This window comes from Blautia pseudococcoides, from assembly GCF_001689125.2.
In the GTDB taxonomy this organism is placed as follows: domain Bacteria; phylum Bacillota; class Clostridia; order Lachnospirales; family Lachnospiraceae; genus Blautia; species Blautia pseudococcoides.
This window is the reverse complement of sequence record NZ_CP015405.2, coordinates 2146810-2161570: the sequence shown is the minus strand read 5'-3', so window position 1 is coordinate 2161570 and position 14761 is coordinate 2146810. Positions and strand designations below refer to the sequence as shown.

Annotated in this window: 13 protein-coding genes; 12 read left to right on the top strand and 1 reads right to left on the bottom strand. The window is 49.1% G+C overall.

From position 1 onward, the window contains the following. Positions 1 to 65: 65 nt before the first annotated feature. The 8 genes from A4V09_RS26785 (at position 66) to A4V09_RS10275 (ending at position 9396) form a co-directional block, all read left to right on the top strand. Positions 66 to 203, top strand: coding sequence for a hypothetical protein (locus A4V09_RS26785; protein ID WP_198168581.1), 138 nt, complete (start codon positions 66 to 68; stop codon positions 201 to 203). A gap of 276 nt (positions 204 to 479) precedes the next feature. Continuing rightward, a complete protein-coding gene (gene fba, locus A4V09_RS10305; RefSeq protein ID WP_065542269.1) occupies positions 480 to 1349 on the top strand; it encodes a class II fructose-1,6-bisphosphate aldolase in 870 nt (289 codons plus the stop codon). A gap of 189 nt (positions 1350 to 1538) precedes the next feature. Continuing rightward, positions 1539 to 2909 (top strand): alanine/glycine:cation symporter family protein, encoded by a 1371-nt coding sequence (locus tag A4V09_RS10300; protein ID WP_065544722.1) that lies wholly within the window; start codon positions 1539 to 1541, stop codon positions 2907 to 2909. Between the two features lie 94 nt (positions 2910 to 3003). Further along, positions 3004 to 3924 (top strand): ArsR/SmtB family transcription factor, encoded by a 921-nt coding sequence (locus tag A4V09_RS10295; RefSeq protein ID WP_065542268.1) that lies wholly within the window; start codon positions 3004 to 3006, stop codon positions 3922 to 3924. Between the two features lie 627 nt (positions 3925 to 4551). Further along, complete coding sequence (locus A4V09_RS10290; protein ID WP_065542267.1) at positions 4552 to 5736, top strand: ABC transporter substrate-binding protein; 1185 nt, start codon at positions 4552 to 4554, stop codon at positions 5734 to 5736. Positions 5737 to 5829: 93 nt separating this feature from the next. Next, on the top strand, positions 5830 to 6729 hold the full coding sequence (locus A4V09_RS10285; RefSeq protein ID WP_065542266.1) for a carbohydrate ABC transporter permease: 900 nt from the start codon (positions 5830 to 5832) through the stop codon (positions 6727 to 6729). Then, positions 6719 to 7549, top strand: a complete 831-nt coding sequence (locus tag A4V09_RS10280) for a carbohydrate ABC transporter permease (RefSeq protein WP_065542265.1) — start codon at positions 6719 to 6721, stop codon at positions 7547 to 7549. Before A4V09_RS10285 ends, A4V09_RS10280 begins: the two co-directional genes overlap by 11 nt. A 47-nt stretch (positions 7550 to 7596) precedes the next feature. After that, positions 7597 to 9396 (top strand): glycoside hydrolase family 2 protein, encoded by a 1800-nt coding sequence (locus A4V09_RS10275; RefSeq protein WP_065542264.1) that lies wholly within the window; start codon positions 7597 to 7599, stop codon positions 9394 to 9396. A gap of 40 nt (positions 9397 to 9436) precedes the next feature. Here the strand turns inward: A4V09_RS10275 and A4V09_RS10270 are convergent, their stop codons facing one another. Continuing rightward, on the bottom strand, positions 9437 to 11077 hold the full coding sequence (locus A4V09_RS10270) for a potassium/proton antiporter (protein WP_065542263.1): 1641 nt from the start codon (positions 11075 to 11077) through the stop codon (positions 9437 to 9439). Positions 11078 to 11273: 196 nt separating this feature from the next. Here A4V09_RS10270 and udp point away from each other — a divergent pair, with 196 nt between their 5' ends. From udp to add, 4 genes are read left to right on the top strand one after another with little or no spacing between them, the layout of a single operon-like run. Further along, positions 11274 to 12071: a uridine phosphorylase gene (gene udp, locus A4V09_RS10265; protein WP_065542262.1), complete on the top strand. Its 798-nt coding sequence runs from the start codon at positions 11274 to 11276 to the stop codon at positions 12069 to 12071. After that, a complete protein-coding gene (locus tag A4V09_RS10260) occupies positions 12068 to 12481 on the top strand; it encodes a cytidine deaminase (RefSeq protein WP_065542261.1) in 414 nt (137 codons plus the stop codon). The genes udp and A4V09_RS10260 overlap by 4 nt, the downstream gene beginning before the upstream one ends. 24 nt (positions 12482 to 12505) lie before the next feature. Continuing rightward, a complete protein-coding gene (locus tag A4V09_RS10255; RefSeq protein ID WP_065542260.1) occupies positions 12506 to 13714 on the top strand; it encodes a phosphopentomutase in 1209 nt (402 codons plus the stop codon). Continuing rightward, positions 13711 to 14661 (top strand): adenosine deaminase, encoded by a 951-nt coding sequence (add, locus tag A4V09_RS10250; protein WP_171285353.1) that lies wholly within the window; start codon positions 13711 to 13713, stop codon positions 14659 to 14661. Before A4V09_RS10255 ends, add begins: the two co-directional genes overlap by 4 nt. The last annotated feature ends 100 nt before the right edge of the window (positions 14662 to 14761 follow it).

Sequence of the window (14761 nt, the reverse complement as noted above, 5' to 3'; positions counted from 1 at the left end):
GCTACAAATATATCATACCATAGATATCCGGGAGTGAAAACAGAAATTTACAGGACTTTTTTTGCGTGTTAAGACAGAGAGCACCCGTATGCAGGCAGGAATCGGGTAAGGAGGTCGGACCGCCTCTGGCCGGCAGCAAAGAGGAGGGGGAGTATCCGTACACATACCGCCTGGCAGGACCAACCTGTCTGGCAGGGGAATAATACCTTTAACGGGATGTGCCTGCCTGCCATAGCAGTGGAGAGGGCGGATGGGTCTTGTGAGGTGATTAAAACCTTTGGGTATGAAGATTTCAGAATGCGTCTGTAGATGTAGAGCAGCGCTTTTGCCGCCTGCATTGGTAAATTTGCGTAAGAAAAGCTTGCCAGAAGGGGGAAATGTGTTATAATAATAACAAATCGTTCTTTCCTTATGAACAGGCCGTTGGTCTGTACAAGGATGGGAAAAGCGAGAATTTTCAATTAGTGGAGGTTAGATTTATGTTAGTATCAGCAGCAGAAATGCTTAAAAAAGCAAAAGCAGGACACTATGCAGTAGGACAGTTCAACATCAATAACCTGGAGTGGACAAAGGCAGCTCTGTTAACAGCAGAAGAGTGCAAATCCCCGATCATCCTGGGTGTATCTGAGGGCGCCGGAAAATATATGACCGGATTCAAAACCGTTGCGGACATGACAAAAGCTATGATGGAAGAGCTGAACATTACTGTTCCGGTAGCTCTGCATCTGGACCATGGTACTTATGACGGATGCTACAAATGCATCAAAGCAGGTTTCTCATCCATCATGTTTGATGGTTCTCACTACCCAATCGAAGAGAACGTTGAGAAGACAAAAGAGTTAGCAGGTGTCTGCAAAGGCCTTGGCTTATCTCTGGAAGCTGAAGTTGGTTCCATCGGCGGCGAGGAAGACGGCGTTGTAGGAATGGGCGAATGCGCAGACCCGAAGGAATGCAAGATGATCGCTGATCTGGGCGTGGACATGCTGGCAGCAGGTATCGGAAATATCCACGGAAAATACCCGGAAAACTGGGCAGGCCTCCGCTTTGACGTTCTGGATGACATCCAGAAGCTGACAGGCGACATGCCGTTAGTTCTGCACGGCGGTACAGGTATCCCGGCTGATATGATCAAAAAAGCCATCGACCTGGGCGTATCCAAAATCAACGTAAACACAGAGTGCCAGCTGACTTTCGCTGCTGCTACACGTGAGTACATCGAGGCCGGAAAAGACAATCAGGGCAAAGGCTATGACCCGCGTAAATTATTAAAACCGGGCTTTGACGCTATCTGCGCTACCATCAAAGAGAAAATGGAACTGTTCGGTTCTGTTGGAAAAGCTTTCGAGTAATTCCACTGTAAAACATATGCGTTTCAAAAACTGCTCCGGGTGACCGGGGCAGTTTTTTTGCGGAACATCATTTGCGCAGAAATCCCGCTGGCAGGGGTTTCTTTTATTTCTGCGGCGCTCAGGCTGTTCATAGTTTGGACAGCATCCACATATACTGCTATGAATATCTTTTTGGGCAGGTCTTTTTGTATGTCTAATCTATTGCATACGCTCCATGAATTTGTCTGGAGCCCTGGAATGCTGTTTTTTTTCCTGGCCACCGGCATTCGTTTCACCATAAAATCACGGTTTTTTCAAATCACCCATGCAGGGGAATGGTTCCGCACCACACTGGGTTCCCTGCTGAAAAAAGAAGAAGTCAGAAAAACCAAGGAGGAGCATTCCATCTCCCAGTTCCAGTCCTTTTGCACTGCTCTGGCAGCCACGCTGGGCACCGGAAATATAACAGGGGTGGCAACAGCGCTGATGGCCGGCGGGCCCGGGGCTATTTTCTGGATGTGGGTATCCGCCTTTTTTGGTATGATGACCAATTACGCGGAGAATTATCTGGGCATCCGTTACCGCTACAGAGATGAGAACGGAGCCTGGGTAGGCGGTGCCATGGTGTATATGGACAGAGGGCTTCACTGTAAATGGATGGCTGTTATATTTTCCATATGCTGTCTGGGTGCATCCTTTGGCATGGGAAATATGGTGCAGGGAAATTCCATGGCAAAAGGGCTGGAGGAAGCCTTTCATATACCGGCCTTTTTGACAGGTGTAGTGACTATGCTGGCAACGGCCTATGTGCTGAACGGAGGCCTGAAGCGGGTCGCTGCCTTCACGGAGAAACTGGTTCCTGTTATGGCCGCCGCCTATCTCCTTGGGGCCCTGATGGTGCTGTGGGTACATAGGGAAATGATACCGGATGCATTCGGCATTATATTCCGGGAAGCATTCCGGGTAAAAGCGGCGGTGGGCGGAGCTGCCGGATACGGAGTCAGCAGGGCGCTGCAGATGGGGGTTGCCCGCGGCATATTTTCCAATGAGGCGGGCCTTGGCTCCTCCGTGATCGCACATGCCCAATCCGACGTCAAAGACCCGAAAACACAGGGGATGTGGGGAATTGCGGAGATTTTTATAGATACCATTCTGGTATGTACTGTCACCGCCCTTGTCATTTTAGTGAGTGGTGTCTACCAGCCGGAAATCTGTCTTCAGAATCTGGCAGCAGGAATTGAAAATATTGACGGCACCACCCTCACCGGAATGGCATTTTCCACAGCCATACCCTATGGCAAACAGTTTCTGGCAGCCGCCACGGTCCTCTTTGCCTTTGCGACCATTGTGGGATGGTCCTGCTTTGGTGAGCGTACAGCCGCTTATCTCTGTAAAGAGAAGGGGGCGGCTGCATACCGGTTCTGCTATATCCTGCTCACCCTGCCGGGGTGTATGCTTTCCCCGGGCGTCATATGGGAACTGTCCGATACCCTGAACGGTATGATGGCAATACCAAATCTTTTGGCACTGTTCTTTTTGGGACGGGAAGTGAAATATATTACGGATAAAAGAAGAAATTAAACATTCTTGCTGCTGTGGAGAGAAGGTGATATACTAAAACAAAATCTATTAAACAGGGTATTTGACTGCAGGAGAAAAGAAACGGTGGTGTATTATGGCAAAAATAAGAGAACTGGATATGGAGAATGCGGATGCGCTCTGTGATGTGGGAAAGGCGCTGTCCTCACCTGTGCGTGTGGAGATATTGAAGCTTCTCTATTCTGACAATATGATCATAGGAGAGATCGCCAAGGCGCTGGACATTCCCCAGTCCAGTGCGGCTTTTCATCTGAAACTTCTGGAGAAGGCAGATTTGATCCGCATGGAGGAACAGCCCGGCAGCAGGGGAACCATGAAGGTTTGCAGCAGAAAATTTGATTTTGTGAATATGTGCCTGCTCAGGCGGAACCTGGATGTCAATGAGATCGTCAGTGTGGAAATGCCTATCGGCAGTTACACCGGCTGCAAAGTCCACCCCACCTGCGGCCTGTATTCCCCGGAGGGCGTTATCGGCATGGAGGATACAGAATACAGTTTTTATGATCCTGAGAAAATAAGGGCAGGGCTTTTCTGGACATCTGCCGGTTATGTGGAATATAAATTTGCAAATGCGGTTCCCAGGAACCGTCATGCCAAGAGTCTGAGCCTGTCCATGGAAATCTGTTCCGAGGCGCCGGGATACAGGGAAGACTGGAAATCAGATATTACGGTGTGGATAAATGGCGTGGACTGCGGGACCTGGACATGCCCCGGTGATTTTGGAAGCAGAAGAGGGCGGCTGAACCCTTCCGTATGGCCGGACGGCTCCACCCAGTATGGAATGCTCATGACCTGGGAGGTGTTGGAAAACGGCGGCTTTATCAATGGAAGTGAGGCTGCCAAAGTAAGCCTGGAGGACCTTTGTTTAATGGAAAAACCCTATATTGATGTGCGCATAGGAAATAAGGAGGATGCCAGGTATATTGGAGGATTTAATCTATTTGGAAAATCCTTTGGCAACTATGAACAGGATATTGTAATGAGCGTTGAGTATTGAATACTTGTAAGCAGCCAGGAAGATCAAAACTGCCGTACGCGGAAAGCTGACAGATTTACAGCTTTCCGCGTACGGCAGTTTTTTATTCATGAGAATAGAAAACCTGTGGAGCGCGTCCCCTATTATTACATAGCCCTCTGTGATAGGGTTATAACAGAAATACTGAAAATAAAAGGTCAAATAACACTAAATATAACGGTATTACTGTTATTAATGTGCGGAAATACTGCTATAAATGGTCAAAACCACAAATAATAGCAAGTTTATACTTGACATACAGACAAAATGACGGTATTATGGATACATAAAGAACAATAAAACTGTTCTAAAGGACAAGAGTACATATCAATAACCAACAGTAATATTGTTTTTATGACCGGTCACAAAAGGATAAGAAACCAAATTTCAAGGAGGAAAAGAAAGTATGAAACGTAAAGCAATCGCATCAATCCTGGCACTTACATTAACTGCAGCAGCAGCTCTTGCCGGCTGTGGAAGCGAAAGTTCAGAAAAAAGTGAGGGGGGGGGGTAAAATCCTCTCAGGAAGAAGGAACCGCAGAGCAGGGGGAAGAAGCCTCAGCAGATGTCAATGAAGACGGAACCGTAAACAATCCGGAGGCAGTTGCCGTGGATAAAGACAAGCTGGTATTCTGGTCCCTGTTCAGCGGCGGTGACGGGGAATTCATGGATAAGATGATAAGCGAATACAATGAGGGAGGCCCGGAAAAGCAGGTACAGTCCATCATGCTGGTATGGGCAGACTACTATACAAAGCTGCAGACAGCAGTGGCGGCAGGTAAAGGCCCTGACATTGGCGTTTCCCATGCATCGTCTCTTCCGGAACTGGTAGAACAGGGTGTGGTTGCGCCTCTGGACGATTATCTGGATGAACTGGGCGTTGACCTGAGCACCATGTATTCCGAGACATCCCTGGAATCCGTAACCTTTGACGGCTCCATTTACGCGGTTCCGCTGGACACCCATGCAGAGATCATGTATTTCAACAAAGACATCCTGGACCAGGCAGGCGTCGCGCTGAATGACAAGGGCCAGCTTGCTATTGCCAGTGAAGACGATTTCTACGCGGTTTGTGATAAGATCAAAGCGGTTATTCCGGAGGGAGGCTCGGTTATCTCTCTGACAAATAATGGTGATGACCCATACCGTGTATGGTGGGCGACTTACTTCCAGATGGGAGGAACCCCTCTTGTGAATGAAGACGGCAGTGAAGTCACCATGGATAAAGACATTGCGGTAAAGGCTGCGGAATTTGTAAAGAGCCTCTATGACAAGGGCTATGTGGCAGAAGGAATTGACGACCACCAGCAGTTCTTCCAGAGCGGAAAAGCCGGCATCTATATTGGCGGCACATGGGGAACCGGAGCCCTGGAGAAAACAGAAAACCTGAATTTCGGTGCCATACCTTATCCGCAGATGTTTGACAAGAATGCATGCTGGGCAGACTCCCACACACTGATTCTTCCAACCAAGAAAGACAGAAGCGGGGAGGACAGCAAAGCAGCAGTGGAATTTATGGTGAGCGCTTCCGAAAAAGGCGGTCTTACATGGGCAGGCTCAGGCCAGATCCCTGCCAGCAATGCAGTCAGGGAAAGCCAGGAATATCTGGATATGCCCTACAGAAGCAGCTACATGGAAGCTCTGGAGACAGCAGTTCTTCCCTCAAAGGTTTCTACATTTAACGCTATGAAGTCAGGTATGATTGACAGTCTGAATACTCTGTGGTCAGGTGATACTGATGCAGAAGAGGCAGTCGGTATGCTTTACGACGAACTTGATACGAATCTTCCGTAAATAAGCAGGGCAGAGAAGGGGGAGCATAAGGCTCTCCTTTCCCTTGCAGACAGCAAAACTATCGTGAGCGGGAAGCTGTAAGGAGGAGATCAAGTGAGTAAAAAAAGAAAGCGCAAAAACCTGCTGGCAGGACTGGGATTCATACTGCCCTTTTTTATCCTGTATACAGTATTTACCATCTGGCCGGTGATCCAGGGTGTCTATGTCAGCCTTCATAAATGGTCTCTGATGGGAAAAGTAAAGTTCCTGGGACTTGACAACTACATAAAATTCCTGGGGGATAAAAAGTTTCTGGACGCCCTCTGGCACACCACATATTTTGTACTGATCACCACACCACTTCTGGTGATCATGGCACTGATCCTGGCCCTGTTTGCCAACCGGCCGAACAAATTAAAGAAGGGCCTGCGTATCTGTTATTATCTTCCCAGTGTACTGTCCGTGTCTGTTGCGGCATTTATAGCAAAATATATGTTCACGCCGTACCGGGGATTTATCAACGGATTTCTGCATTTTATTAAAGTCCTGCCCCCGGACAGGGAGCTGCAGTGGCTCAACGAGAGCGGTCTTGCCTGGTCAGCCATCACAGCCATGACGATCTGGTGGACGGTTGGATTTTCCATGCTTTTGTACCTGTCTGCGCTTCAGGATATATCGCCCCAGATATATGAGGCCGCATCCATAGACGGCGCAACCAAGAGACAGCAGCTTTTCTCCATCGTACTGCCGCTTTTGAAGCCCACTACCTATCTGGTGGTACTTCTGCAGGTCATTGCCTGCTTCAAAGTATTCGGACAGATCTATATGATCACAGCAGGCGGGCCTGCAGGCTCCACAAGGCCCCTGATCCAGTACATATATGAGACAGCCTTCAAGAAAAACAATATGGGATATGCGGCAGCCATGTCCTATGTACTGTTTCTGATACTTGTAGTGCTGACTATTGTGCAGAAGACGATTGAGAGAAAGGGGGCAGAGGCTGATGAATTCTAAGGCAAAGAAAAAACCGGGCAGTATTGTATTGTCCATCATATCCGTGATCCTGGCGGTGGTCTTTATGACGCCGATTCTGTGGTCTCTGGCAGTTTCCTTCCAGAAAGAGGGAAAGCAGATCAACAGCATACTGGATTGGTTCACACCGCCGTATACATTCCAGAACTATCCGGATCTTATTCTGGGTTCGGATGTGACAAAATGGCTGTTCAACAGTGTATTTATCGCTGTGTTGACTACAGTTCTGACCGTGATCCTTTCTGCCATGGCTGCGTATGCTCTGGCAAAGATCAAATTTAAGGGGAGCAATGCGCTGTATTTCTATTTCCTTCTGGGACTGATGGTGCCGGGGGAGGCGACCATTGTACCTCTATTTATCACGGCAAACGGCCTGAATCTCATTGATTCCTACGCAGGCCTTATATTGCCCACAATTGCGGGTTCCATGAATCTGATCATAATGGTGACCTTTTTTAAAGGGCTGCCAAACGAGCTTCTGGAGGCAGTGCAGATTGACGGGGGAGGAGAACTGACCGCGTTTTTCAAGGTGGTGCTGCCCCTGTCAAAGGCGGTTATCTCAACTGTCTGCATTTTCGCCTTTATCGGAAGCTGGAACAATTATCTCTGGCCCCTGCTTTGTTCCATGAGCAGCAGCAAGTTCACCCTTCCCATCGGTATTCCGACCTTTGCGGGAACCTATACGGTGGACTATGTAAAACCAATGACAGCAAATATGATAGCAGCGGTGCCTGTTATTCTTATTTATATCCTGTTTGAGCGTCAGATCGTGGAGGGCATCACCATGTCCGGCGTCAAGTGATGACAGGAAAAGTAATTGACATTCACCTATAAGGAGGACAAACAGAAATGAAATGCTACAAAAAAGACTATCCAAGACCCCAGTTTGTGCGTGACAACTGGATGAATTTAAACGGGACATGGGATTTTGGATTCGATGACGAAAACCGCGGAGAAAAAGAGGCATGGTATGAGACGTTTAAAGGAGAGAGGCAGATTCAGGTTCCCTTTACCTACGAGACCGTCCTCGGCGGTATCGGCGAGGAGGAGATCCATGAAAATGTCTGGTACAGACGCAGCTTTGGGGTAAATGGCGAAATGCTTTGCGGCAGGAGGCTTCTCCTGCATTTTGAAGGCAGTGATTTCCTGACAAAAGTGTGGGTGAACGGCAGTTTTGCGGGCAGTCACAGAGGCGGATACTCCCGCTTTTCCTTTGACGTGACAGACCTTGTGCGTGACGGGGAAAATGAGCTTGTAGTGAAGGTGGAGGATTCCACTGATATCCGCCAGCCAAGAGGAAAACAGCGCTGGATTAAAGAAAATTTTGCCTGCTGGTATGTGCAGACAACAGGAATCTGGAAAACCGTATGGATGGAATACGTGCCGGAGATCAGACTGGACCACGTAAAGATAACGCCTGTACTCACAGACAATGCGGTGGAGCTGGAGTATGAAATAGCGGCAGCCACGGAATGCTTCGGCGATGCGCTTTCGGTGGAAGCGGTGGTCAGTTTTGACGGAATGTTTGTGGCAAAAGGAACGGTTTTCATGGCTGCTTCCCACACAAGAACCGTGCTGGATGTTTCCGGTTCAGGGGAGAATGCCTTTGTCTGGGGCGTGAGAACCTGGTCACCGGAGGAGCCTGATCTGTATGACATTACCCTCCGTGTCCGGTACAAAGGAGAGGTTTGTGATGAGGTGGGTTCTTATTTCGGCATGAGGGAAATCAGGATTGACGGGCCAAACATTCTGCTGAACGGCAGACCACTGTATCAGAGACTTATTCTTGACCAGGGATACTGGAAGGATTCCCATCTGACCCCGCCAAGTGAGGAGGCGCTGATCGAAGACATTGACAAGATCCATGCGCTTGGTTACAATGGCCTGCGCAAACATCAGAAGATCGAGGATGAGCGTTTCCTGTACTGGTGTGATGTAAAAGGCATGTTGGTGTGGAGTGAGGCTGCCGCTGCCTATGGATTTTCTGACTATGCGGTAGAGCTGTTCACAAAGGAATGGATCGACATTGTGCGTCAGAATCACAACCATCCGTCTATCATCACCTGGACCCCGTTTAACGAATCCTGGGGAATCCAGAGAGTGGAAGCGGAGAGAAAACAACAGCATTTTACAGAGGCAGTTTACCATCTCACAAAGAGTATGGACGGTTACCGCCCGGTGGTGGTCAATGACGGTTGGGAGCATACAGTTTCCGATATCATCACGCTTCATGATTATGAAGAATGCGGCGATATTTTCTATGACCGGTATGCAGGACATAAGGAAGAGATTCTGAGTACAGAGATGTATCACAGCAGCAGCAAGTCCGCAATGGCCAACGGATACGAATACAAAGGCCAGCCTGTCCTGATCAGTGAATACGGCGGAATCGCCTTCAACAATGACGACAGCGGCTGGGGATACGGCAATAAAGTGAACAGCAGGGAGGAATTCATCCGGCGTTTTGATGAGATCACCACTGCTGTGAAAAAGGTACCTTATATCTGCGGCTTCTGCTACACACAGGTGACAGATGTACAGCAGGAGATCAACGGTCTTATGGATATGGAGAGAAACTTCAAGGTGGAACCGGAAATCATCAAAGAAATCAATGAAAGGCAAGTAGGATACTGGAGATCTTATATGTAAGAGAAACAGCTCTGCGGAGATGAAATCCGCAGAGCTGTTTTTATCCTGCCGGCAGTTCTTTTACAGGCAGATTTTTTCTGTATTCGGGAACAGAATATATTACGAGTAAGTCGTTCTCCATAAGGATGGTGTCTCCTTTGGGGACAATGGTTTCATCGCCCCGCAGTATCATTATGACCAGTTCTCCCGGATAAGGGGAAAAGTCGGAGATCTTAATGCCGATCCAGGGGCTTTTTGCAGTTATTTTCATCTCTGTCAGTTCCAGATTCTCCTGTTCCTGATATCCCCGGGCGCTTAATACAGCGGTATCCCCCGGGCAGAAAATGGTATCACCGCTTGGTATTACCGTCTCCTCCCCCCTCAGCAGCATGAGAAACAGGGTGTCAGGGGGAAGTGAAATGTCTTTAACAGCCTTGTGGCTCCAGGTATGCTCCTCAGTGATACGGATGCGGATAAACTGCAGGTCCACTTCCTCGGAATAGTCGCTGAAGGTCTTCATGACGTCTGCTTCCATATCGCTCATGTTAAGCTTTTTTGCCGCCTGGGACAAAAAACTGCCCTGGAACAAGATGGATAAGAGTACAATACAGAATACAATGTGGTAGACGTCAAAACCGGTATTGGCTTCATCAACGGTTGCCATAATGGCAAAAACGATAGATGCGGCGCCTCTGAGTCCTGCAAAGGAGACAAGTACCTGCTGGTTCATGCGGCATTTGAACGGTGCCAGAATGGCAGAAACAGCCAGAGGTCTTGCAGCCAGTGTGAGGAACAGGGCTATGGCCAGGGCGGGCAGAAAAATTTTGGGGAGCTGTGACGGTGTTGCCAGAAGGCCCAGAAGAAAGAAAATAAGCATCTGCATAAGTCCTGTGATCCCGTCAAAAAAGTTTACCAGTGATTTTTTATTCTTGATCTTGGTATTTCCAAGAATTATCCCCACCATGTAAGCGCTCAGATATCCGTTTCCGCCCGCTATGGAAGGCAGCGTGTAGGAAAGGAGTGCCACAGCGATGACAAAAGCCATGTCAAATCCGGCAATATCAAAGTGCATGTGCCGCAGGATATACCGGGCACCCAAAGCTATGAGGCATCCGAAGAGAATGCCGAAGAACAACTGGGCAAAAACCATATAGAAGATGGAGCCTGCGCCGGCAGTACCGCTCATGGCGGATAAGACCACTGCGGTGAGCATATAGGAACAGGGGTCATTACTTCCGCTTTCCAGCTCCAGCATGGAGGCAGTGCCGTATTTAAGTCCCATATTTTTGGATCGGAGTATGGAAAAAACGGACGCCGCGTCTGTGGAGCTGATGACAGAACCGATGAGCATACTGTCCAGAAAGCTGAACTTCAGGATAAAATAACAGAAAAAGCCTGTGAGGGCGGCGGTTATCACAACGCCCAGAGTGGAGAGAAGCACAGATTTGACGGCAACCGGCCTGGCCTCATTCCAGCTGGTGCCGAAACCGCCGTAGAACATAATAAAAATCAGTGCAGTGGAGCAGACATTTTCAGCCAGCCCATAATTGTCAAATGGGATTTTTACAATTCCGTCTGTTCCGAAGGCCATGCCGAGTACTATAAAAGCCAGCAGCATGGGCACGCCGATTTTATCGGAAACCCGGTGCAGCAGAATACAGAGCAGAATCACAGATGAAATTAAAAGTAAGTTCCATGTCATTGTTTAAACCTCCTGATGGTGTCCGCAGGAAAAGCAGAATGTTAAGATGCCGGAAGGCTTCAGGGATAGCGAAACCTAACAACAGTGTAACACAAAAGCAGGTTTTTGTAAAAAAGAGACACATGACCTTTTTTATTCTCTGCGATTTGTTATAATAAACCTATGAGCCACGTAAATTACAGGAAGGGATGAATATATGATAAACTATTCGGAAGTAGAGGGAAAACAATATCACACACAGGTGGGAAGAGGAGATGTGGGGCGCTATGTCATCATGCCGGGCGACCCCAAGCGATGTGAAAAGATCGCTAAGTATTTAGACGATCCCAGGCTGGTTGCGGACAGCAGGGAGTATGTGACCTATACGGGTACATTGGAGGGAGAGAAGGTCAGCGTAACCTCAACCGGCATTGGCGGCCCCTCTGCCTCTATCGCGATGGAAGAACTGGTCATGTCAGGTGCGGATACTTTTATCCGGATCGGTACCTGCGGGGGTATGGATCTGGATGTGAAGAGCGGTGATATTGTCATCGCCAACGGAGCCATCCGCATGGAAGGGACCAGTAAGGAGTATGCCCCCATTGAGTTCCCGGCTGTACCTGATTTTGGTGTGACAAATGCCCTTGTAAGTGCAGCGGAAATATTGAAAAAACCTTACCATGTGGGAGTGGTGCAGTGTAAAGATTCCTTTTTCGGCCAGCACTCTCCGGAGACAAAACCAGTGGGATACGAGCTTTTAAACAAGTGGGACGCATGGCTGAAGCTGGGCTGCAAAGCATCAGAGATGGAATCCGCGGCCCTATTCATTGTGGCAAGCTATCTGAGGGTCCGGGCAGGCAGTGTTTTTCTGGTGGTTGCCAACCAGGAACGGGCCAAAAAAGAAATGTTTAATCCGGTGGTACACGACACGGAAGGTGCGATCCAGGTGGCAGTGGAGGCTGTCCGGGCATTGATACGAAAAGAAAAAGCAGGGAAGGGGGACAGCAGGGAATGATTCCGGTAACAGAACTGATCCGGCAGGCTGTGAAGGCCATGGGCAAGGCTTATACCCCCTATTCCGGTTTTCAGGTAGGAGCAGCGCTCTGTACAAAAGAAGGGAAAATTTATCAGGGCTGCAATATTGAAAATGCCGCATATACACCCACCAACTGTGCGGAACGGACTGCATTTTTTAAGGCTGTAAGCCAGGGGGAACGGGAATTTTCGGCTATCTGTATTGTGGGCGGAAAGGACGGCGTGCTCACAGATTTTACAGCACCCTGCGGCGTCTGCAGACAGGTGATGATGGAATTCTGCAATCCTGAGACTTTTCAGATTATCCTGGCAAAGAATGAGGAAGACTACTGTATATATACCCTGAGAGATATGCTGCCTATGGGGTTTGGGCCGGATAACCTGGCTTAGAATGTGTTTGGAAAGAGGTTGTAAATGGAAAATAGAGAAAGATTCAGAAGAGTATTCGTGATCGTGATAGATTCCCTGGGTGTGGGCGGCGCTGCGGACGCGGCCAAGTTTGGGGATGCAGGGGCAGACACTCTGGGACATATTGCTTCACATGTAAAAGGATTTTCCCTGCCGAATCTGCAGAAGCTGGGAATTGCAAACCTTCACCCGCTGGAGGGGATCAAGCCAGCGGAACATCCCATGGGGTATTACACAAAGCTGAATGAGATCAGCAGGGGAAAGGACACCATGACAGGCCACTGGGAGATGATGGGACTGAAGACAGAAAAGCCTTTTATCACGTTCACTGAGACAGGATTTCCGCCTGAACTGATCGCGGAGCTGGAAAGACGAACCGGGCATAAGGTGATCGGCAATAAGAGCGCCAGCGGCACGGAGATTCTGGATGAACTTGGTGAGGAGGAAATTGCCACCGGACATATGATCGTCTACACCTCCGCGGATTCTGTACTGCAGATCTGCGGCAATGAGGAGACTTTCGGCCTGGAGGAGCTGTACCGGTGCTGTGAGATCGCAAGGGAGCTTACCATGAAAGATGAGTGGAAGGTGGGAAGAGTCATTGCGAGGCCTTATGTGGGCAGAAAGAAGGGAGAGTTCAGACGGACCAGCAACCGCCATGACTACGCGGTCAAACCCTTTGGGAAAACCGTGCTGAATGCCCTGAAGGATGCGGGTCTGGATGTGATCTCCATTGGCAAGATCAATGATATCTTCGCCGGAGAAGGAATCACAAAAGCTCTGAAATCAAAGAGCTCTGTCCACGGCATGGAACAGACCATCCGGGAGGCAGAGGAGGATGATTTTCACGGGCTGTGTTTTGTGAATCTGGTGGATTTTGATGCCCTTTGGGGACACAGAAGGGACCCGGAAGGATATGCCGGGGAGCTGGAACGTTTTGATGAGAAGCTGGGAGTTTTTCTGGATGCTATGAGGGAAGACGATATGCTCATCATCACGGCGGACCATGGAAATGATCCCACTTACCGGGGGACAGACCATACAAGGGAGCAGGTGCCGTTTTTGTTGTATTCGCCGTCCATGCAGGAAGGAAAAGAGCTGCCCCAGGCGGACTCCTTTGCGGCAGTCGGCGCCTGTGTGGCGGAGAATTTCGGTTTAACCATGCCGAAAGGGACGATTCGGATATCCCGGAATTATATGGAGGAATGCAGATGAATACCATAGAGGAATTGAAAAAATATGACCTGCACTGCCACCTGGACGGCTCCCTTTCGGAGGCAGTCATAAGAAAACTGGCATCCGGTGCCGGGGTGGATATTCCTGCAGGGGAAAAATTTATGGAGCTTCTTCAGGTACGGCCGGACTGTAAAAGCCTGAAAGAATATCTGGAAAAGTTCGACCTGCCCCTGTCCTGTCTGGCGGACCGGGATAGTTTCCGCATGGCTGTGTCCCAGCTTTTAGGAGATGGGGCAAAGGAGAATGTGGTATACATGGAGATCCGTTTTGCGCCGCTTCTGTCCGTGCGGGAGGGTCTTACATGCAGGGAGATCATTGAAGGAGCTCTGGATGGTCTGCGGGAAGGCCGAGAAAAGTATGGTGTAGGCGGAAATCTGATCCTCTGCGGTATGCGCCATATGCCGGCGGAAAAAAACGTGGAGCTGGTGGAAGCAGCCAGAGAGTATCTGGGCCAGGGTGTGGCTGCCATTGATCTGGCCGGGGATGAAGCGGCATTTCCGGTAAAGACACAGGCGGAAATGTTTCGGAAAGCAAAGAGACTGGGCATACCCTTCACGATCCATGCAGGCGAGTGCGGCAGCGCGCAGAGCGTGTGGGATGCCATTGAACTGGGCGCTGACAGGATAGGCCATGGAATCGCGGTCAGGAAGGATAAGAATCTGAAGGCACTGTGCGCACAGCGGAGGATTCCCCTTGAAATGTGTCCCACCAGCAATCTGCAGACAAAAGCTGTGGACAGCCTGAAGGATTACCCGATCCTGGAGTTTATGGAAGCCGGGATTCCCGTCACGGTGAACACGGATAACAGGACCGTGAGCGGCACAACGATAACGAAGGAGCTGGAACTTTTAAAAGAGTATTTTCATATTACTTACAGTGATATGGAGCAACTGATGAAAAATGCGGCAGAGGCAGCCTTTGATTAAGTATATTTGACAAAACTAACACCGTTCGTATATAATATAGATTATACGAACGGTGTTAGTTTTTTGCTGCAATGGAAAATACCGTACGCGGCATATCTGA